The sequence below is a fragment of the Nocardia sp. Tas62D01 genome (assembly GCF_055232035.1).
The window spans coordinates 3,564,131-3,584,007 of record NZ_JBUYUZ010000001.1; the positions used below are offsets into that span (position 1 = coordinate 3,564,131).

Genomic DNA, 19,877 nt, shown 5'->3' on the forward strand with positions numbered 1-19,877 from the left:
CGCCGAACCGCCGAGTCAAACAGGAACGAACCCACGGATTTCCGCAGTACCCGGGTAGCTCGGCAACGCGAAATGACCGATACCTCGGATTCCGGGTATCGGTCACTGTGGGCCGAGTAGTGCAGGACCCTGCCCTACGTGCAGGTGTCGTTCAGCAGGCGACGCTGGTGAGCTGCGTGCGCTGCGCGCGCTTGCGTGAGGTCGCCGACCGGACGGCCGCGCTGATCGCGACTACCGGCGGGATCCAGCGAGCCTCGCTCGGCGCGATACCCCAGCACGCCGATCCAGCCATGAGCTGGGTGGGCGGCAGCGGGATGCCCGCGCCGTCGGTGTGGATGGTGGCGCCTGCCTCGCGCAGCGCCTCCAGGGCCATCGCGGCCTTACGCAGGCCGGTGACCAGATGGATCTCGCGACGCTCGGCGCCCGGGATCTCGATCACCGGACCGGACAGGCTGTTCGCGCGCAGAAACCGGCGCACGTCGCCGGCCAGTTCGCCGCTGACCTCGATGCCCGAAAGGTCGGCATCGGTGATCAGGCTGATCCCGTTGGCCGTTTCGGCGATCGTCCACCCGCGCTGGATGTAGTCCTGCGCAGCGGCAGTGACTGCTGCCGCCGAGACGGAAGTCGGAAACGTGGTGCGCACTGTCTTTCTCCATTCCCCGATGATCTGGGTCCTGCATACATGGGTCGTATCGGCGGCGGGCTGCCTGAGCGTTACGGGTTGTCCAAAAGTTCTTCGCGAGTGTTGGATTCGTCTCACCCGGCGTCTTGCTGCTATCGGTCTCGCAGGGTTGCTTTCCCGGTCTCGCAGGGTAACTTTCGGCCACTGAACTGGTGCGCGGCTGAGTCCCAGCTGGGACATTGCTGTGGACGGGTCGGCGCCGAATGATCCGGCTGGCTCAGCTGGTGAAAGACGGGAAGGATTCCGGCATGACCGATGAATCCAACGGCCCGGCGCCGGATTCGGATGAGTTCGAGACCGAATCGCGCTGGAACGCGTGGAAGGAGCGGTTCGCCCGCACTCCCACCACGGCGGAAGAGCCCGCCGAGCCCTTCGAGAGCCCGCGCGCCTTCGGTCGATGGAGCGTCGAGGCGGCGCGCGGACTGCTCGATGTGCAATTCCACCATCCGGCGACACGGACGCTGCTGCCGCTGGCCTACATGCTCGGGCTGGCCTTCGCGGTCGGCATACCGATCGCGATCACCGTGCTGATGTGGCAGGTCTCGGCGGTGCTCGGCGTGCTGGCCGCGCTGATCGCGGTCCCGCTCGGGCTGACCATCGCGGCCGTGGTTCGTCTGCTGCTGGAATTCGTGGAGAACGCGTCCCGGCTGGCCACCCGGGTGGAGCACATCAGTGATCTGGCCGTCGATCTGTTCCAGGCGCTGTCGGATGTCGCGGAGCCGGTCAACCAGCTTTCGGAAGACGTTCGTGCGGTGCAGTTCTGGCGCTTCCGCAAGGGCGGATCGCGCAAGTAGCAACTGAACTGAATTGCCGCAACCGCAACGGGTTGAACGTATTCGGCGTTACTGCGCCGGTGGCGTATCTGTGACACATACGGTGACTGCTGCGAGTTTTGTTGTGAAACAATGCTGTCCGGATATCCAGTAGGGAGCGTCGTACTCGCGAGCACGGGGGCTCGCGAGTGAGTCCGACGCACGGCACGAGGGGGAAGCATGGCTTTACCGCACGGGACCACCGGTTCGACCATGCCCCGCAGGCAGCTCGGCCGACACCTGCGCGATCTGCGCAATCGAGCCAGGATGACCACCAGGATGGCCGCCCAGCAGCTCGAATGGTCCGAAGCGAAGATCTGGCGGATCGAGACCGGTCAGACCTCGTTGCGCAGCCTGGACGTCGAGGCGATGTGCAAGATCTACGGTGCGCCGAGCGAGCTCGTCGAGCCGCTGACCGCACTGGCCAGGGAGACGAGGGCCAGGGGTTGGTGGACCGGCTATAGCGACGTGATCGCCGAGGGTTTCGATGTGTATATCGGGCTGGAGGAGGCCGCCCGGCTGCTGTCCACCTATGAGAACGAGCTGGTCCCGGGACTGCTGCAGACCGAGGCGTATGCCCGCGCGCTACTGACGGCGGCGCGCCCGGAGGTGCCCGCCGCCGAAATCGACCGCAGGGTGCAGCTGCGCATGGCAAGGCAGGCGTTGGTCACTCGCGGTGATGGGCCGTTGCAGCTGGACGTGGTGATCAGCGAGGGATTGCTGTGGCGCCGCCTCGGCGGCACCGACGTGACTGTCGAACAGCTCGACCACCTGCGGCGCATGTGCGACCTGCCCAATGTGCGAATCCAGGTGGCGCCATCGGGTTCCGGCTATCACGACGGCATGGACTCCGGCCGGTTCGTGCTACTCGATTTCGCCGAAGTCGCAGCAGGCAAGTTGGCCGAACCGCCGGTCGTCTACCTGGAGGCGTTCACCGGACCGATCTACCTGGACAAGGACCAGGAAATCGACCGGTACCGAAAGGCTTTCGTGAGCATCAAGGCCGCGGCCGTGGACGCGCGCGCAGCCATCGAGGAAGCGCGCTCGGCGCTGTAAATCCGCGCTCTTGCCTACATGGTGCAGATCTTGCCGCTGTCCCACGTCTGCGCGAGGACCGCGCGATGGGTCGGCAGGGCCTTCTCATAAACCTCGCGGCCCTTCTCGGTGAGGCAGACGAAAATCGCGCGGCGGTCTTCGGCGCACATGCTGCGCGAGACCAGACCGTCGCGTTCCAGCCGGGCCACGGCGCGCGAGAGAGCGCTCTGGCTCAGATAGATGTCATGAGCCAGATCGCTCATCCGGTAATTTCCGCAAGCCGCGTCGATCAACCGGTCCAGCGTCTCGAACTCGCTGAGGCCGATATCGTGCTGACCCTGTAGCGCTTTTTCGAGTGCGCAACTCACCGCCGCGTGCCGGTCGAGCAACTCGCGCCACTCGCCCACCAGCCCGGTCGGCGCGACGGTGCGCCGGGCTACGTCTGGAGTCGCCACCTTCGACATGGCCTCATCCTAGTGGCCATCGGACATCAATGCAAGTGCATTAGTTGTGTCCGCATTTAATGTGGCTGCATGTAATGTTACGTTCGGCTTTTACGTACGATTTCTGCGCGCGAGCGTTAGGAAAACGGCGGGGCGGCAGCGTCTTTGGGTGAGCGGACGTAGGTGAGTCGGTTGCCGTCGCGGCCGACGGTCGGCCACTCGATGCCGAGTTGGGGATCGAAAGCGTCGATGTCCCTGTCGAATTCGGGGGTGTATTCGAGTGAGCACAGGTAGGTGACGGTGGAGTGATCTGCCAGCGAGAGGATGGCGTGGCCGAGGCCTTCGGACAAGAATACCGAGCGGCGGTCGACATCGTCGAGCACCACGCTGTCCCAGCGACCGTAGGTGGAGGAGCCGGGGCGCAGGTCGACGACCACGTCGAGGAAGGCGCCGTGCACGCAGGTTACGTATTTCGCCTGGCCCGGCGGATCCTCGGTGTAGTGGACGCCGCGCAGCACGCCGGCGGCGGAGACCGAGCAGTTGACCTGACGCAGGTCGAACGGGCGGCCGGTCACCTTTTCGAACTCGGAGGCCTTGAACGATTCGAGGAACATGCCGCGGTCGTCGCCGAATTGGCGCGGCGTGATCACCCAGGCGCCGGGCACGGCGAGTTCACGGAACTCCATGCTCACCAGTCCCGCCCGCGCTCGAGCAGGTCGAGCAGGTAGCTGCCGTAACCCGAGCGGACCAGTGGTTCGGCAAGCGTGCACAGCTTTTCATCGTCGATGAAGCCCATTCGCCACGCGACCTCTTCGGGCACACCGATTTTCAGGCCCTGTCGTTGCTCGATGGTGCGCACGTAGTTGGCGGCGTCCAGCAGCGAATCGAAGGTGCCGGTGTCCAACCACGCGGTGCCGCGGGCCAATACGTCGACCTGCAGTCGGTCCTGTTCCAGGTAGGCCAGATTGATGTCGGTGATCTCGTATTCGCCGCGTGCGGAGGGCCGCAGCGTGCGCGCGATCTCCACCACGTCGTTGTCATAGAAATACAGCCCGGGGATGGCGTAGTTGGAGCGCGGCGCCTTCGGCTTCTCCTCGATCGACACCGCGCGCCCCTCGGTGAATTCGACGACGCCGTAGGCGGTCGGGTCCGACACCCAGTACGCGAAGACCGCGCCGCCGCCGATCCCGCTGAAGCGGCTGAGGCTGGTGCCCAGTCCTGGCCCGTGGAAGATGTTGTCGCCTAGCACCAATGCCGCGCTGTCGGTGCCGATGTGGTCGGCGCCGAGCACGAACGCCTTGGCCAGCCCGTCCGGCTCGGACTGGACCACATAGCTGATGGACAGACCGAATTGGGCGCCGTCGCCGAGCAGCCGGGCGAACGCGGCGGCATCCTCCGGGGTGGTGATCACCAGGATGTCCCTGATGCCCGCGAGCATCAGCGTGGACAGCGGGTAGTAGACCATCGGTTTGTCGTAGACCGGGACCAGCTGCTTGCTCACCCCGCGCGTGATCGGGTGCAGCCGCGAACCGGTGCCGCCCGCCAAGATGATTCCGCGCATGCCGAGGAGTCTGCCAGCTTCGCCCCGCTCGGAGTCGGGGAGGTTCCGACTCGCCCACAAATTGATCACGAACGTTTGGTGACCGGGCGCGTCGGACGATTTATGTTGCGTAGGTCATGTTCGCGTGGTCTTCTGAAATATCACTGTGTGAGATGTCAGCGTCGACAACTCGCCTGAGAACCTCCGGTCGGGTTCGGCGCGCCAGTTGTGAGGTAGGTGCGCTATGTCAGCGATCAGAGTCGGCGAGCCCGGTGTGGTGATGAATCCGAATGGTCTGAGCGCACCGTCGCGGGTGCTGTTGGCAACGTGCCTCGGGGTGCTGCGACCGGCTTTGCGGGTGGCGCCGATCACCCGCGCGACCATTCCCATCGGCGCCGTCGCGATCGACACCCTGGCGCGGCTGCGGCCGGAGCCGCGGGGGATCGATCGGGAACAGGTGGCGCTGAACGGTTTCCGGATGGAGATCGTGCGACCGGCGGGCGGCTCACGGGCGCTGCGGCATGGTGCGGTGCTGTACATGCACGGCGGCGGGTTCGCCGTCTGCGGGCTGCGTACCCATCGTCCGGTCGCGGCCAGCCTGGCCAGGCGCACCGGGCTGCCGGTGGTGAATGTCGACTACCGGCAACTGCCCGCGCAGAGCATCACGCAATCGGTCGACGATTGCCTGAACGCCTACCGCTGGCTGCTGCGGCACGGCGCCGATCCGGCGCGCATCGTCTTCGCGGGCGACTCGGCGGGCGGCTATCTGGCCTTCGCCACCGCGCTGCGTGCGATCGAACTCGGGCTGCCCAGCCCCGCCGGCCTGATCGGACTGAGCCCGCTGCTCGATCTGGACTATGCGGCCAAGCGGGACTACGTCAATGTGGTGCGTGATCCTTATATTCCGCTCTCGGCGTTGCGGGCGGTCGTGCGGATCGGTGCGGAGGTCGACCGCAGACTCGACCCGATGCTGTCACCGGTCAACGGCGCACTGGCGAGCCTGCCGCCGGTGCTGCTGATCGCCGCCGAAGACGAGGTGCTGCGCTACGACTGCGAACTGATGGCGCAGCGGCTCACCGCGGCGGGTGTGCCGCACTCGCTGGAGCTGTGGCGCGGCCAGGTGCACGCGTTCATGAGCATCTTCCCGAACCTGCCCGAGGGTAGGGCGGCGCTGGCCCGGGTCTCCCGGTTCGTCCGCGCTCGCCTCGAGCAGCCGGAGCAGGCTCGGACGGCCTGATCACGGTCGGCCGGACGAGTCGAACCCCGTCCCGGAGTTCCGGGACGGGGTTCATTGTGTGCTGGCGTGGCCATCGATGGACAACCTGCGGTCGGAAACAGGCAACCCCGCCCGGCTGAGCGCCGAACGGGGTTGCGTTGTATCTGGTTGCGCGGCTTCGACTATCGGCCGCGATACCGTGCTACTTGGCCGGAGCCGGCCGAATGGACGGCTGATTGATGGTGGTGATGTACTGGATCGCCGCACCGATCGCCACCGGCGCGCTGATGAAGATCTGACCGGCCAGGGTGCCGATCGCGCCGACGGCGACGATGCCGCCGATGCAGCCGATCACCGCGGCGGGCAGGAACGCACCGAACAGGCCGACGATGGTCGCAGCGGCGACGGTCGCGCCGGCGATGCCGCCGAGCACGCAGCCGAGGGCCGCGCCGCCGAGGCCGCCGACCAGGGTGGCGACGGTGGCGCCCGTGCTGATCGTGTCCCTCAGGCGGTTGAAGGCGGCCTGCTCACGGTCGAAGTCCGACTTCCAGGGCGCCGTGTTCTCGAAGGGCAGCGCGACCGGCTTGTAGACCGCCTTGGCCGGGTCGATCTGCGGGGTGAGCGTCGCGGTGCGGCCGGAGATGTCGGCGGCGATCGGGAACTCGAAGTCGTCGATGCGCAGGTGCAGCGGGGTGCCCGCGACAACGTTGCCGTTGGCGGCCTTGATCTTCAAGGCGCCGTCCTCGACGACGATCGAGCCCGAGTCGGTCGTGATGATCGACGACGTGTCGGTGGATTGGGCAGTGAAGTTGATCGGGGCGTCGGCGGCCGGAGCCGCCGGTGCCGCGTTGACGGTGCCCGCGGTGACGCCGATGGCGGCGATTAGTAGCGCCGAGGTTGCAGCAAACTTCTTGATAATCATGTGGTGTGGTCCTCTATCAGGTGCGCTTTGAGCGGGTGGAGTGACCGAAACTTGGTTCGCAAATATTCAGTAACTCGGCCCGGCGGCAGAAAACCCGCCCAGTCGATAGCCCGGGGCGGGTTTTCTGGCCCGCTTTTCAGTTATGCGAGTTCAGTTGTGGAGAAGTACGCGCGATTTACTTGGCGGGCGTGAACGGCTGGTTGATGGTGGTGAAGTACTGGATCGCAGCACCGATCGCCACCGGGGCGGTGATGAAGATCTGGCCGGCCAGGGTGCCGATCGCGCCGACGGCGATGATGCCGCCGATGCAGCCGATGGCCGCGGCGGGCAGGAACGCACCGAACAGGCCGACGATGGTCGCAGCGGCGACGGTCGCGCCGGCGATGCCGCCGAGCACACAGCCGAGGACCCCGCCACTGAGGCCGCCGATGAGGGTGCCGACGGTGGCGCCCGTGGCGATGGTGTCCTTCAGGCGGTTCCAGGCAGCCTGCTCACGGTCGTAGGGGGTCTTCCACGGTGCGGTGTCCTCGAAGGGCAGCGCGACCGGCTTGTAGACCGCCTTGGCCGGGTCGATCTGCGGGGTGAGCGTCGCGGTGCGGCCGGAGATGTCGGCGGCGATTGGGAACTCGAAGTCGTCGATGCGCAGGGACAGCGGGGTGCCCGCGACCACGTTGCCGTTGGCCGCCTTGATCTTCAGTGCGTTGTCCTCGACAACCAGCGAGCCCGAGTCGGTGGTGATGATCGACGAGTTGTCGGTGGTCTTGGCGGTGAAGTTGATCGGGGCGTCGGCGGCCGGGGCCGCCGGTTGCGCGTTGACGGTGCCCGCGGTGACGCCCATGGCGGCGATCAGCAGTGCCGACGTAGCGGCGAATTTCCTCATCAGCATTTGTTTGGACCTCAGTGTGAAGCGTTCGTAGGGGACTAGACCATCGAAATCTAGACCAGCTAACGAGTGGTGAACCCTTTGTGACCGTTTATTCAACTTTTGTTCACCATCGAGACTTGCTGCACGGTGGGATGCCGGAAATGTAGGTGCCGACTAGGGTTTTTCCTAGAGAACCAGACTGGTCGTCTTGCGGTCTCCGCTTGATTTGAGACAAATCTCACAGAGTGAACCTCTGGAAGCGCCTCCCGGCTCGGCGAAGGGCCTCGGCCACCGGCGGCCCGATCGGTGGACGTAGTGTCGTGGGGTGCGATTGCTCGTAACCGGCGGTGCCGGATTCATCGGTGCGAATTTCGTCCAGCAGACCGTGGCCGAACGCCCCGACGCTACGGTAACCGTCCTTGACGCCCTCACCTACGCGGGCAATCGCGCATCGCTCGACCCGGTGGCCGACCGTGTCGACTTCGTGCATGGTGATATCGCCGATCTCGATCTGGTCGACGAGCTCGTCAGCGGTGTCGATGCCGTCGTTCATTTCGCCGCCGAATCGCACAACGACAACTCCCTTGCCGATCCGTGGCCTTTCGTGCAGACCAATATTGTCGGCACCTACTCGCTGCTGCAAGCGGTGCGCCGCCATGAGGTGCGCTACCACCACGTCTCCACCGACGAGGTCTACGGCGATCTCACAACCGACGGCGCCCCGTTCGACGAGACCACCGCCTACAGCCCGTCGAGCCCCTACTCGGCGACCAAGGCCTCCAGTGATCTACTGGTACGCGCCTGGACCCGCTCGTTCGGCGTCCGGGCCACGATCTCCAACTGCAGCAACAACTATGGGCCCTATCAGCACGTGGAGAAGTTCATTCCGCGCCAGATCACCAACCTGATCGATGGGGTGCGGCCGCGGCTCTACGGCGCCGGGCATCAGGTGCGCGACTGGATCCATGTCGACGACCACAACCGGGCGGTGTGGAACATCCTCGACCACGGCCGGATCGGGCAGACCTATCTGATCGGCGCCGACGGTGAACTCGACAACAAGTCGGTGGTGCGGATGATCCTGGAGGCATTCGACCGCGACCCCGACGATTTCGATCACGTCACCGACCGGGCTGGTCACGACCAGCGCTACGCGATCGATGCGACGCTGCTGCGCACCGAGCTCGGCTGGACCCCGCGCTACCGCGACTTCCGGTCCGGGCTGGCCGCGACCATCCGGTGGTACCGCGACAACGAATCCTGGTGGCGCCCGCACAAGGCGCTGACCGAGCGCGCGTACGCCGCCGCCGGCGAAACCGAGATCAGCCCCACCCGGTGACCTGAGTAGTTTCTCGTATTCCGTTGTGCTACCGCCTACTTGGCGGGCGTGAACGGCTGGTTGATGGTGGTGATGTACTGGATCGCAGCACCGATCGCCACCGGCGCGGTGATTACCAGTACTTTTCGTAGATGGTCTTGATCGACAACGGAGGCGTGGTTCCCGATATTTCTTGTCGGCCCTATTGCCCGGCAAGCCGTCAGCCCCAGACGATCGAGTAGTACTTCCACAGCGCGGCGATGAGGGCGATCGAGGTGGCCGCGATGATGGTGATCGCCGGGCCCCGCGTCGGCGTCTTGCCGTCGGAGTTGGTGAGCCGCAATGGCATCCACCGCAGCAGCACCGCCAGTCCGACGATCGCCAGCGGGACGAAGTAGCGGCCCTGCACGCCGTCGATGATGTAGTAGCCGATCGGCGTGAACGACATGTACAGCGTCACGTAGATCATCGCGACGCTGGCGGCCACGGTGAGCGCGACGATCAGGGTGCGCCGGAACGTGGCGGTGTCCGTGTTCATCCGATCCGCGATCCCCACGCTCACCGCGAATGCGAGCAGGCAGGCCAGCATCGAGAAGGCGGGCACATCGATGTAGGCGAAGCCGAGCTCACCGAAGAACTGACTGAACCATCGCTGGTCCCGCAGCGCGATGCTCTCGCCGAACACGTTCACGAAATGCAGTGGGTCGGCGATGATTCCGTGCAGCTGCTCGCTGGGCTTCACCGAGTTCCATTGGGGCTGTGGCCGCATCAGGCCCATGCCGTCGCCGGTCGGCGCGGCGACCTTCATCCAGGCCGCGAAGACCAGCAGGCCCGCCACCGCGAATCCCAACGGGATCCACCGCTGCCAGCCGATTCGCGAGTCGCCGCGCTCGATGTCCGGGTCGTTGCGCCACCGCCCGAACCCGAGCCGATGCGCGGGCACCACCACGACCAGCATCGCCAGCAGCACATAGGTCGGCTTGCTGATCGGCAGCAGGATGGTCGAGCTCAGCAGCGCGGCCGTTTCCAACCTCCCGAGCCCGTCGCCGAGGAACAGCGCCTTGACCAGGAGGGCGGACACCAGGATGGCCAGCGCGTTGGTCATCGTGTCCGCGGTGACCGTGCCCGCCTGGAACACCGCGATCGGCAGCACCGCAACCGTGAACGCCAGCCACTGCACCCGGTGCGCGCGCAGCGCGTACAGGCCGAAGCCGACGACGACGAGATAGCCGAGCAGTCCGACCAGGCGGGTCAGCGTGATCAAGCCGCCGACATCGAGGCCGAACAGGTCGGCAAGTCGAATACCGATGGCGGCAGGGACGTACGGAACCGGCGAGTAGGCGGCAGTATTGGTGAACCAGATCGGTTCGGTGGTCGAGGAGACCGCAGCGCCGCCCAGCCGGCGGTAGCCACCGGGATCGTCCACCATCGCGCCCGGCTCTTCGGGGTTGATGGTGTAGTCGTGCAGGGCGTAGCCCATCAGGATGGTGATGCTGGCCGGCACGTCGCCGCCGTAGGAGATGCCGCGACCGTCCTTGATCCGCTCGGGCACGAATCCGCCGTGCGCGACCTGATAGGCGCGACCGAACTGGGTGATCTCGTCATGGCCCCAGAACGGCGGCGTGACAACGGCGAACAGCGCCCCGAACAGGGTGGCGACGATGGTGAACGCGACCGTCGCGGCGCCGAAGCGCGTCACGATGCGCTGCCCTGGTCGACGCACCGAGCGCAGCGAGCTGGACGTCGGATCCGTGGTGACGGGAGACGACTTCGCTTGGGCGGCACCGTTATCCGAGCCCACCGGCTTGTCGAGGGCGGGGGCCGGGCTCGGCCCTGCGTCGGCGGATTCCGTCGTGGTCCGATCGGCGGAGGTGGTCACCGGTCGGCTCCACCGGTATCCGCGTCACCGCCGTTTGCGTTTGGGTGCGGGTCGTCCGCGCTGACGGCCGAGTACCGCAGGTAGACCAACCGGGAAGCCTCGTGCCGGGAGCGGCGGATGCCGTCGAGGATCAGGCCCGCGGTCCAGGCGAGGCTGCCGAGCAGCAGCAGGGTGAAGCCGAGGAACAGCGTGGGAAAGCGCGGCACCTCGTGAGTGTTGTAGAACTCGATGACGATCGGGATGGTCAGGATGATCGAGACCAGCCAGCTCAGCGCGCCGAACAAGCCGTAGAAGGCGACCGGCCGCTCGTGCCTGGCCAGGCCGATGATCAGCGCGAGGATCTTGAACCCGTCGTGATAGGTGCGCAGTTTGCTTTCGCTGCCCGCGGGCCGATCACGGAAGCCGACCGGGACCGCGGTCTGCGGCACCCGCAGGTGCAGCGAGTGCACCGTCAGCTCGGTCTCGATCTCGAACTCCCGCGACACGGCGGGGAAGCTCTTCACGAATCGGCGCGAGAACACCCGGAAGCCGCTGAGCATGTCTTCGACGTTCTCGCCGAACACTTTTCCGACGACGCCGTTGAGCACCCGGTTGCCGGTCTCGTGGCCTGTGCGGTACGCCGACGAGCCTTCCTGCTCCTGCCTGCGGACACCGAGCACGTGGTCGTACGGGCCATCCAGCAGCGTCTTGATCATCAGCGGCGCGGCCGACGCCTCATAGGTGTCGTCGCCGTCGATCATCAGATAGACATCCGCCTCGATATCGGCGAAAGCGCGGCGCACTACGTTGCCCTTGCCCTTGGTGTATTCGTGGCGCACGATCGCACCGGCGGCGCGGGCGCGTTCGGCCGTCTTGTCGGTGCTCAGGTTGTCGTAGACATAAACGACGATTCCCGGCACGGCAGCCTGCAGGTCGGCGACGACCTTCGCCACCGAGGCCTCTTCGTTATGGCACGGGACCACGGCGGCGATACGAAGCTCGGTGGAGTCCACCCGGGTCAATCCTCGAGGTCGGCAGTGTGAATGGGAACACCGGGAGGGTACAGGGCTGTGCGGCCCAGCGCGCACTCGGTAAAGATTGCCCGCTCGGTTCGCTGAGCATCAGGGGCGCGGCCGGACGCAGTCCGTCTATCGCACTGCGCCGTGCCGAGCGAAGGCGAGGCAGTCGCCTACTGGGGTACCGTCGCTCAGTGTCTTACCCCGAGCAGCCCGTGTCATTCCCCGAGCGGTCCGGCTCCCTGCCTCTCACGCCGAGTTCCGAACCGCGGACTCCGCCGGATGAGCCGCTCACCGCGAGGTTGATCGCGGCGCTGCGGCGCGGCGGGGCGTTCCTGGTGGTCGGCGCGATCGGCTTCCTCGTCGATGCGGGCACCTACAACCTGCTGGTGTTCTGGGGCGGGGAGGGTGTGCTCTACCACGCACCGTTGCCCGCCAAGATCATCGCGATCGCCGTGGCTACCGTTGTCACCTACTTCGGTAACAAATGGTGGACCTTCGCGCACAAGAAGACCGACAACCCGGGCCGCGAATACCTGCTCTATGCCGTATTCAATGTGGTCGCCATCGGCCTGCAACTGGGCTGCCTCGGGTTTTCCCGGTATGTGCTCGATGTGTCGACACCGCTGTCGGACAACATTTCCGGCACGCTGATCGGGCAGATCGTCGCGGTGGTGTTCCGTTATTGGGCCTATGACAGATTCGTCTTCGTGGGCGGGCGGGCCGCCGATGGCGCGGCGGAGGAAGGCAGCCTGGCGAACGGCGAGCAACAGAACTGACCGCGGCGCCCGGGTCACTGAGCAGGCAGGTACCGAGGCCTGTTGATATCCTCGGGCCCGCCGCGAACGGCATCCAGGGGCGTGTCTGTCCCGTCGGCACAATGAGGATTTCGAGGAACTTCATGGATCAGTCGGCTACCCAAGCCGTTACCGAAACGAACGATCGCCCTTCGGCGGCGGCCGCTCCGGCCGCGCTGCGCGCCGACCATCGCGCACCGGACCGACTTGTGCTGCAGCGCGGCATCTTCATCGGGCCGTCGGCGAAGGTGAGCGACGAGTTGTATGCCGTCGTGAAGGGTCGGTCGCATCGGGAGCGACTGGCGCTACGACTGGAGAAGGGCGCCACCGCGCACACCAACACCTACTTCGGGCGGTTCGCCGCCAGCTACTGGCAGCGCTGGACCACCGTCACCGAGGTGCGCGCGACGATGGTGCTGGATGTGACCAAGAAGGCGCGCATCCGGGTCGTCGCCTCCGATATCGCCGGGCATCGCCGGATCATCCAGACCGCCGAGATCACCGCGAGCGGCCCGCTGACGCTCTCGGCGCCGCTGGACCAGTACGTCGACGGCGGCGCGCTGTGGCTCGAGTTCGATGCCAGCGGCGGCGACCTCGGGGTTACCGAGCTCACCTGGACCTCGGTGGCGCCCGATCATGTGCGGCCGGTCGCGATCGCGATCTGTACGTTCAACCGGGCCGAGGACTGCGCCAATACGGTGGCCGCGCTGGCCTCCGACGCGACCGTGCTCGCCGCGATCGACGCGGTCTACGTGGTGGATCAGGGCACCGATCTGGTGGAGAACCGTCCGGTGTTCCAGGACACTCTGCCGGTCTTGGGGGACAAGCTGCGCTACATCCGGCAGCCGAATCTCGGTGGCGCGGGCGGCTTCACCCGCGGCCTGTACGAGGTCTCCGCGGCGAACGAGCACGCCGACGTGATCCTGATGGACGACGACATCCTGTGCGAGCCGGAAACGGTATTGCGGCTCAACGCCTTCGCCAATATGACGGTGGAGCCGACGCTGGTCGGCGCCCAGATGCTGTTCTTGCTCAACCCCGACTATCTGAACGTCGGCGCCGAGGAAGTGCACCTGCACGAGCTCAAGCACGGCCAGAAGGTGCCGAAGGCACTGCGCAACACCAGCATGCTCAAGCGCAACCAGGAGCGTCGCGTCGATGCCGGTTACAACGCCTGGTGGACCTGCCTGATCCCGGCCGAGGTGGTCGCGAAGATCGGGCTGCCGGTGCCGATCTTCTTCCAGTGGGACGACGTCGAATACGGCATCCGCGCGCGCGAGAACGGCTTCGTCACGGTCACGCTGCCGAATGCGGCGGTGTGGCATGCGGACTTCTACTGGAAGGACTACGACGACTGGGCGCGGTACTTCAGCACGCGCAACTCGCTCATCGTCGGAGCGCTGCACACCGATCTCGATGGAAAGGCCATCACGCGCAAGCTGTTCCGCGATCTGGCCGAGCACCTGGTCGGCATGCAGTACGGCCTGGTACACACGACGCTGCAGGGCATCGAGGATTTCCTGGAGGGCCCGAAGGTGTTGCGCGACGGCGGCATCGCGGCACTGGCCGCCGCCCGCACCAGCCGCGCCGACTACGCGGAGACGCTCAAGCACCCCGCCGCGACCCCACCGGTCCGGGCGGCCGATATCCAATTGCGACGCGCCGGTGGTGAACCGAGCCGGACCACCGCGGTGCTGATCAAGCGGGCCATCAACCAGTGGACCGGGCGTACCCAGCACGGGCTGATCGGGGTCACCCGAGAGGACGCGCACTGGTGGCATGTCTCGCTGTTCGACCACGTCGTGGTCACCGACGCCTCTCAGTCCGGCGTCCGAATCCGCCGGCGCGACAAGGCCCGTGCCCGCGCCCTGCTGCTGCGCACCATCCGCGTCCTACGCCGTCTGCGCCGCGAACTGCCCACCCTGCAGCAGCAGTACCGCGCCGCGATCCCCGAGCTCACCAGCCGCGCGAACTGGGAGCGTCTCTACGGCATCAAGAGCGACTGATCAGCCAGTCGGCGGCGCCCGTACTGACTTTCACCGCGCCGCTTCTGGTGGCCGAATAACTTGTCGGGCACGCCCAAGGCTTATCAGGCACCCAACGCAGGACCTGAACGTGGAGATCGCGGCACTCACCAGTACGGCCTAAAGAGTCGGTGGAGCGGACAAGAACAGGTCGGTGGTGAGTTCGCCGTCGCCGGGGACGACGCGGTACTTGTCCAGATCGGTGATGCCGTGGGCGGCAAGGACATCGTCGTCGATGAAGAAGTTGCCGGATGTCTCTTTCGACGGTGAGGTGAGCACCAGGTAGGCGGCGTCGGCGTAGATGTCGGGGGTGCGCGAGGTGGAGATCATCTTGTCGCCGCCGAGCAAATTGCGCACTGCGGCGGTGGCGATTGTGGTGCGCGGCCACAGCGAGTTGACACCGATGCCGTCACCCTCGAGTTCCTCCGCCAAACCCAATGTGGTCAGCGACATTCCGTACTTGGCGATGGTGTAGCCCAGCGCCATACCCGCCCACTTGGGATCCAGGTTCAGCGGCGGGGACAGGGTGAGGATGTGCGGATTACGGCCTGCCGCAGCCGATTCCCGCAGCGCCGGAATGCTGAGCTTGGAGAGCAGGAAACTGCCGCGGCAGTTGATGTCCTGCATGAGGTCGTACTTCTTCATCGAGATGGCGTCGGTGGGGGACAGGTCGATCGCCGAGGCATTGTTGACCACGATGTCGATGCCGCCGAATCGCTCCACAGTCTGGCGCACGGCCTCGGCCACCGACTCGTCGATGCGGACGTCGCCGACGAACGGTAGCACCTGGCCGCCCGCGGCCTCGATCTCCGCGGCGGCGGTGTGAATGGTGCCGGGAAGCTTGGGATGCGGCTGGTCGGTCTTCGCGATCAGGGTGATGTTCGCGCCGTCCGCCGCGGCCCGCCTGGCGATCTCCAGGCCGATGCCACGGCTGCCGCCCGACATGATCATCGTCCTGCCCGCGAGCGGCTTGGATCTCGGTTCCGTCATGACCTGCTCCTGTCGTATGTGCCGCAGGTGGCGCCCGCGGCCTTCCGCGGTTTGCACGTTAAGGGTAAACCCTACCCCTATGCAACCAGTTGCATAGGTGGTCGAAAGTGGGGCGCCGAACCGTGGTGGTTCGGCGCGCCGGATCGTGCGCGCGGTCCGAGTGACTCAGACCGCTCACCCTCAGGTGGAGGCGAGGATCATGAACTGCAACAGGACCAGTAGCGCGACCAGTGCCCAGCCGAGGTAGATGAACAGGATGCCCGGCGTCTTCTGGGGCACCAGGCCCATGGCGCCGCTGAGGAAGAACACCGCGGGCGTGCGGTAGTAGATCCTGGTACCCGCACCCTCCGCGACCTGAACCGTTATCTGGTTCGAGCCCATGTCGAACAGCCACGGGGTGGCCACCCACACCTGGTAGGTGCCCGGCCCGACCGGGATATGGGTCGGGCCCCACCGGGTGCCCGGCACCTGCTGACCGTTGATCCGGATCTTGGGCTTGGTCAGCAGCCCGAGCAGGAACGCCACCGGTGTGTAGGAGGAATCGACGGTGATCCCTGGCGGCGCGGGCGGCGCGCCGTAAGGCGCCTGTGGCGCGAATTGCGGTGCAGGCTGGCCGAATTGCTGTACCGGCGGCTGGCCGTACTGCGGCGCCCCGCCGAACTGCGGCTGGCCGTAGGGCTGACCGACGGCGGGCTGGGCGTACTGCGGTTGCCCGACCGCGGGCTGTAGCAGATGCGGCTGACCAACCGGCTGGCCCGGCGCCGGTGCGTATTGTGGTGGCGCACCATAGGGCGGTGGGTACTGCCCGCTCTGGGGTGCGGGCTGACCGTATGCCGGCTGCCCAGGCCATTGCCCGGGCTGCTGGCCCTGAGGCGGATATCCGCCGGGGTAACTCAATTCAACCCTCCAAATAGCGATTTGTGCGTGCCGACCCTATCGCGATTCGGCCGGATCAGCGCCGTGAGTGTCGCGCCTGTAATACAGGCGCTGCTGCTTATTGATGTCGCGCCACACGCGCTCGCACTCGGCCCGCAGTCGTGTGTCCGAGCGCGCGGCCATCCACACGTTTTCCCTGGCCAGCTTGCGATAGCTGTCGAGACGACGCTAGGTAAGCTCGCCGTTGTCGATGGCTTCCCGTACCGCGCAGCCTGGTTCGCGATTGTGTGCGCAATCGCCGAACCGGCAGTGTTTCGGCGCCGCGTCTGCTTTGGTGAGCAGTACGATCGGCTGCGCATTGCTTTCCCAGGCCAGCGCCGGCATCCGCCCGAGATCGACATCGCCGTCGGCCGAATCAGCACGGTGTCGACATTTGCCGCCGGGATCTGTCCCTGCGACCAGCCCGATTTCTAGTCCGGTTTGCCGAATTGTTCGTGGCGGCCGAGGCTGCGGAGGTGGAACCACTCGCGCAGGCCGGCGGGGTCACGGCGGGTAACGAGGAAGAACCAGGAGAACCGGACCCATTCCTGGGGCAGCAGCTTTCGCATGCCGGGCTGGGACATGAGGTAGCCGCGGTTGCGGTAGGTGAAGTAGCGCTTCACCGGGTCGTCGGGATACTGGGTGTGCATGCGCCCGCCGAGGATCGGCTTGAATTCGGCGGCGCCATTGGGGTGTAGGTAGGCCGTCTGTAGACAGGTGCCGAAGGGCAGACCGGAGCGGACCAGGCGGCGGTGCACCTCGACCTCGTCGCCGCGCACGAACAGGCGCAGGTCGGGCACGCCGATCACGTCGACCGCCTTCGCGGAGATCAGGGCGCCGTTGAACAGCGAGGCGATGCCCGGCAGGAAGTCTTCGGCGCTCGTCGTTTCTGATGAACTCAGCTCGGAGCGTAGGCGTCGCCACACCAATCCGCGGCGCAGCGGGAAGGCGAGCCGGTCCGGTTCGTCGATATCGCAGACCACCGGGGAGACCTCGGAAAGTCCGTGCCGCTCAGCGCAATCCAGCAGGATGGTCAGCACCTCGGGGCCTTCGGGCCTGCCGTCGTCGTCGGCCAGCCACACCCAGTCCGCGCCCAGGGTCAGCGCGTGCAGCATGCCGAGCGCGAAACCGCCTGCGCCACCGAGGTTGTGCGCCGAACCGAGATAGGTCGATTCGATCGGCTGCTCCCGAACCAGGTCGGCGACCTCGGCTTCGTTCCCGTTGTCGATCACGATCAGGTGATCCACCGGACGCGACTGGGAGGTAACAACTTTCAGCGATTCCGCGAGCAGTTCCCGCCGCTTATGGGTCACCACGACCGCGACGATTCGAGCATCCGGGCCGGTGCCGACCGGGGTGAACGCTACTGCCGCATCAGGATCGGGCGTCCCTGCCTGCGCGGGTTCCGGCGACTCGACCGGGGACGGGTCCCCTGCGTTGATCGGGGGTTCCTGCCCGGTCGACTCGCTCATGCCTGCGCCTCGCTGACGCTCGGCTCCGCCATGCGCGATGCGCGCTGCAACACGATTCGCTCGCTGCGCTCGCTCATGCCTGCGCCTCGCTGACGCTCGGCTCCGCCATGCGCGATGCGCGCTGCAACACGATTCGCTCGCTGCGCTCGCTCATGCCTGGTTCCGCTCCAGTTCTCGTTCGGTTCCCATTGTCCGCTCGGCTTCCATTTCGCGCAGCACGGTGGCGACGTGGTTTCCCGCGTCCGGTCCTTCGTAGGCGCGCACCACTTCTTCGATACCGCCGCGCAAACGGATCTGCCCGTGGTCGATCCACATGGCCGTATCGCAGAGTTGCGCGAGGAATTCATTGGAATGGCTGGCGAACACCAGGATGCCGGACCTGGCCACCAGTGATTGCAATCGGATCCTGGCCTTCTTCATGAATTCGGCATCGACCGCGCCGATACCCTCGTCCAGCAGCAGGATCTCCGGGTCGATCGAGGTGACCACGCCCATCGCGAGCCTTACCCGCATGCCGGTGGAGTACGTGCGCAGCGGCATGGACAGATATTCACCGAGCTCGGTGAAATCGGCGATCTCATCGATCTTGGACAGCATCTGCTTGCGCGTCTGCCCGAGGAACAGGCCGCGGATGATGATGTTCTCGTAGCCGGAAATCTCCGGGTCCATGCCGACGCCTAGATCGAACACCGGCGCCACCCTGCCCCGGATGCGCGCGCTGCCGCGCGACGGTTCGTAAATTCCCGAAAGCAGCCGCAGCAGCGTTGATTTGCCCGCGCCGTTATGTCCGACCAGGCCGACTTTGTCGCCCTCTTTCAGCGACAGCGTGATATCGCGCAACGCCTCGACCACTACCACGTCGGACCGATTGCGTCCGATCGCGCCACCGGCCTTGCCGAGGACCGCCTTCTTCAACGACCGCGACTTCGCGTCGAAAATCGGGAACTCCACCCACGCCTGGTGGGTTTCGATATTCACATGATCGGTCATCGAGGCCAATCTCCTATACCCAGTACGGCACGCGCGAACGGTACTGCTTCATAGCGAAGATCGCCACGATCCAGCCGACCATGGTGATCGCGCCGACGATCACCCAGTGGCGCAGCGCCTGTGGTTCGCCGAGCAGCGGGGCGCGGACGATTTCGAGGTAGTGGAAGGTCGGGACGAGTTCGGCCAGCCTGGCCCGATCGTGGTTGCCGCCGATCTGCGACTGCAGGTTACTCGTGGTCCACATGACCGGCGTGAGCACGAAAAGCATCAGCGTCGTGCTGCCGAGAATGGGCGCGATATCGCGGTAGCGGGTGCTGAAAATGCCGAACACGATCGACACCCACATCGAGTTGAGGAACAGCAGCACCATCGCCGGAATCGCCAGCAGGCTGGACCATCTCAAGTGCTCCCAGACACCGAAGGCGGCAAGCAGCACCAGATAGATGACCATGTTGTGCGCGAAGAACAGCATCTGCCGCCACACCAGCCGGAAGACATGCACGCTCAGCGCCGACGGAAGTTGTTTGATCAGGCCCTCATTGGCAATGAATACCTCGGAGCCTTCGAGAATGCTCGCCTGGATGACATTCCAGACGATGAGCCCGACCGTCACGTAGGGCAGATAGCCCTTCAGTGGTTGACCGAGCAGTGTCGCGTACAGCACACCCATGGCCGCGGCCTGCAGGCCGGTGGCAATGGTGATCCAGAACGGGCCGAGCACCGACCGGCGGTAGCGCTGTTTGATGTCCTGCCAGCCGAGGGAGAGCCAGAGCTCGCGCTGTGCGAAACCGTCCCGGAAGTCCCTGGACGCGCGGTGGAAGGTCTGCGAATCCGATACCGGCGGCGCGGCTACGGCGACCGATCCGGTCTCGGTAGGCGCGGCCGTGTTCTCTTTCGGAGCCGGATTCTCGTCCTGGTTCTTGTCTGGGCTCACCGGGTTCTCATTCGATTGCACGGGGCTCTCTTCGGAACGCACTCGGCT

Annotated in this window: 20 protein-coding genes; 7 read left to right on the plus strand and 13 right to left on the minus strand. The window is 65.9% G+C overall.

Translation table 11 applies throughout. The features are described from left to right. Positions 1-151: 151 nt before the first annotated feature. Entirely contained in the window at positions 152-643 is a 492-nt protein-coding gene (locus ACV7NQ_RS17255) for a hypothetical protein (RefSeq protein ID WP_463360608.1), read from the minus strand. A gap of 287 nt (positions 644-930) precedes the next feature. Here ACV7NQ_RS17255 and ACV7NQ_RS17260 point away from each other — a divergent pair, with 287 nt between their 5' ends. Both ACV7NQ_RS17260 and ACV7NQ_RS17265 read left to right on the plus strand, forming a co-directional pair. Further along, the gene (locus ACV7NQ_RS17260; protein WP_463360609.1) at positions 931-1,476 is read left to right on the plus strand and encodes a DUF4282 domain-containing protein; all 546 of its coding nucleotides are present in this window, start codon (positions 931-933) and stop codon (positions 1,474-1,476) included. Positions 1,477-1,674: 198 nt separating this feature from the next. Beyond that, complete coding sequence (locus tag ACV7NQ_RS17265) at positions 1,675-2,550, plus strand: helix-turn-helix domain-containing protein (RefSeq protein ID WP_463360610.1); 876 nt, start codon at positions 1,675-1,677, stop codon at positions 2,548-2,550. Positions 2,551-2,564: 14 nt separating this feature from the next. Here ACV7NQ_RS17265 and ACV7NQ_RS17270 read toward each other — a convergent pair whose 3' ends face one another. The 3 genes from ACV7NQ_RS17270 to rfbA form a co-directional block, all read right to left on the minus strand. Then, the gene (locus ACV7NQ_RS17270) at positions 2,565-2,993 is read right to left on the minus strand and encodes a MarR family winged helix-turn-helix transcriptional regulator (RefSeq protein ID WP_463360611.1); all 429 of its coding nucleotides are present in this window, start codon (positions 2,991-2,993) and stop codon (positions 2,565-2,567) included. 116 nt (positions 2,994-3,109) lie between these two features. Further along, positions 3,110-3,658, minus strand: a complete 549-nt coding sequence (locus ACV7NQ_RS17275) for a dTDP-4-dehydrorhamnose 3,5-epimerase family protein (protein ID WP_463360612.1) — start codon at positions 3,656-3,658, stop codon at positions 3,110-3,112. Positions 3,659-3,660: 2 nt separating this feature from the next. After that, positions 3,661-4,533: a glucose-1-phosphate thymidylyltransferase RfbA gene (gene rfbA / locus ACV7NQ_RS17280; RefSeq protein ID WP_463360613.1), complete on the minus strand. Its 873-nt coding sequence runs from the start codon at positions 4,531-4,533 to the stop codon at positions 3,661-3,663. A 223-nt stretch (positions 4,534-4,756) separates the two neighbouring features. On the opposite strand from rfbA, the gene ACV7NQ_RS17285 reads away from it, so the two are divergent. Beyond that, positions 4,757-5,749: an alpha/beta hydrolase gene (locus ACV7NQ_RS17285; protein ID WP_463360614.1), complete on the plus strand. Its 993-nt coding sequence runs from the start codon at positions 4,757-4,759 to the stop codon at positions 5,747-5,749. Between the two features lie 181 nt (positions 5,750-5,930). Here ACV7NQ_RS17285 and ACV7NQ_RS17290 read toward each other — a convergent pair whose 3' ends face one another. Together ACV7NQ_RS17290 and ACV7NQ_RS17295 are read right to left on the minus strand one after the other, a co-directional pair. Then, positions 5,931-6,650 (minus strand): hypothetical protein, encoded by a 720-nt coding sequence (locus ACV7NQ_RS17290; RefSeq protein WP_463360615.1) that lies wholly within the window; start codon positions 6,648-6,650, stop codon positions 5,931-5,933. Positions 6,651-6,825: 175 nt separating this feature from the next. Next, positions 6,826-7,536, minus strand: a complete 711-nt coding sequence (locus ACV7NQ_RS17295) for a hypothetical protein (protein ID WP_463360616.1) — start codon at positions 7,534-7,536, stop codon at positions 6,826-6,828. Between the two features lie 304 nt (positions 7,537-7,840). On the opposite strand from ACV7NQ_RS17295, the gene rfbB reads away from it, so the two are divergent. Beyond that, positions 7,841-8,854 (plus strand): dTDP-glucose 4,6-dehydratase, encoded by a 1,014-nt coding sequence (gene rfbB / locus ACV7NQ_RS17300; RefSeq protein WP_463360617.1) that lies wholly within the window; start codon positions 7,841-7,843, stop codon positions 8,852-8,854. A 199-nt stretch (positions 8,855-9,053) separates the two neighbouring features. Here the strand turns inward: rfbB and ACV7NQ_RS17305 are convergent, their stop codons facing one another. Together ACV7NQ_RS17305 and ACV7NQ_RS17310 are read right to left on the minus strand one after the other, a co-directional pair. Then, positions 9,054-10,712: a DUF2142 domain-containing protein gene (locus tag ACV7NQ_RS17305; protein ID WP_463360618.1), complete on the minus strand. Its 1,659-nt coding sequence runs from the start codon at positions 10,710-10,712 to the stop codon at positions 9,054-9,056. Continuing rightward, positions 10,709-11,704, minus strand: coding sequence for a glycosyltransferase (locus ACV7NQ_RS17310; protein ID WP_463360619.1), 996 nt, complete (start codon positions 11,702-11,704; stop codon positions 10,709-10,711). The genes ACV7NQ_RS17305 and ACV7NQ_RS17310 overlap by 4 nt, the downstream gene beginning before the upstream one ends. A gap of 197 nt (positions 11,705-11,901) precedes the next feature. Here ACV7NQ_RS17310 and ACV7NQ_RS17315 point away from each other — a divergent pair, with 197 nt between their 5' ends. Both ACV7NQ_RS17315 and ACV7NQ_RS17320 read left to right on the plus strand, forming a co-directional pair. Beyond that, positions 11,902-12,486, plus strand: coding sequence for a GtrA family protein (locus tag ACV7NQ_RS17315; RefSeq protein ID WP_463360620.1), 585 nt, complete (start codon positions 11,902-11,904; stop codon positions 12,484-12,486). A gap of 122 nt (positions 12,487-12,608) precedes the next feature. Beyond that, positions 12,609-14,510, plus strand: coding sequence for a glycosyltransferase (locus ACV7NQ_RS17320; RefSeq protein ID WP_463360621.1), 1,902 nt, complete (start codon positions 12,609-12,611; stop codon positions 14,508-14,510). Between the two features lie 138 nt (positions 14,511-14,648). Here ACV7NQ_RS17320 and ACV7NQ_RS17325 read toward each other — a convergent pair whose 3' ends face one another. Further along, positions 14,649-15,518 carry an SDR family oxidoreductase gene (locus ACV7NQ_RS17325; protein ID WP_463360622.1) on the minus strand — a complete coding sequence of 290 codons (870 nt, stop codon included), beginning with the start codon at positions 15,516-15,518 and terminating at the stop codon, positions 14,649-14,651. Between the two features lie 180 nt (positions 15,519-15,698). After that, positions 15,699-16,415, minus strand: a complete 717-nt coding sequence (locus ACV7NQ_RS17330; RefSeq protein WP_463360623.1) for a hypothetical protein — start codon at positions 16,413-16,415, stop codon at positions 15,699-15,701. Between the two features lie 21 nt (positions 16,416-16,436). Between ACV7NQ_RS17330 and ACV7NQ_RS17335 the strand changes: the two genes are divergently transcribed. Further along, positions 16,437-16,868, plus strand: coding sequence for a hypothetical protein (locus ACV7NQ_RS17335; RefSeq protein ID WP_463360624.1), 432 nt, complete (start codon positions 16,437-16,439; stop codon positions 16,866-16,868). Here ACV7NQ_RS17335 and glfT1 read toward each other — a convergent pair. The 3 genes from glfT1 to wzm all read right to left on the minus strand — a co-directional run bounded on the left by glfT1 (position 16,865) and on the right by wzm (position 19,829). Next, complete coding sequence (gene glfT1, locus ACV7NQ_RS17340; RefSeq protein WP_463360625.1) at positions 16,865-17,905, minus strand: galactofuranosyltransferase GlfT1; 1,041 nt, start codon at positions 17,903-17,905, stop codon at positions 16,865-16,867. The genes ACV7NQ_RS17335 and glfT1 overlap by 4 nt on opposite strands. A gap of 150 nt (positions 17,906-18,055) precedes the next feature. Then, on the minus strand, positions 18,056-18,895 hold the full coding sequence (wzt, locus tag ACV7NQ_RS17345; RefSeq protein WP_463360626.1) for a galactan export ABC transporter ATP-binding subunit Wzt/RfbE: 840 nt from the start codon (positions 18,893-18,895) through the stop codon (positions 18,056-18,058). Positions 18,896-18,908: 13 nt separating this feature from the next. Next, positions 18,909-19,829, minus strand: a complete 921-nt coding sequence (gene wzm, locus ACV7NQ_RS17350) for a galactan export ABC transporter permease subunit Wzm/RfbD (RefSeq protein WP_463360627.1) — start codon at positions 19,827-19,829, stop codon at positions 18,909-18,911. Positions 19,830-19,877: the final 48 nt, after the last annotated feature.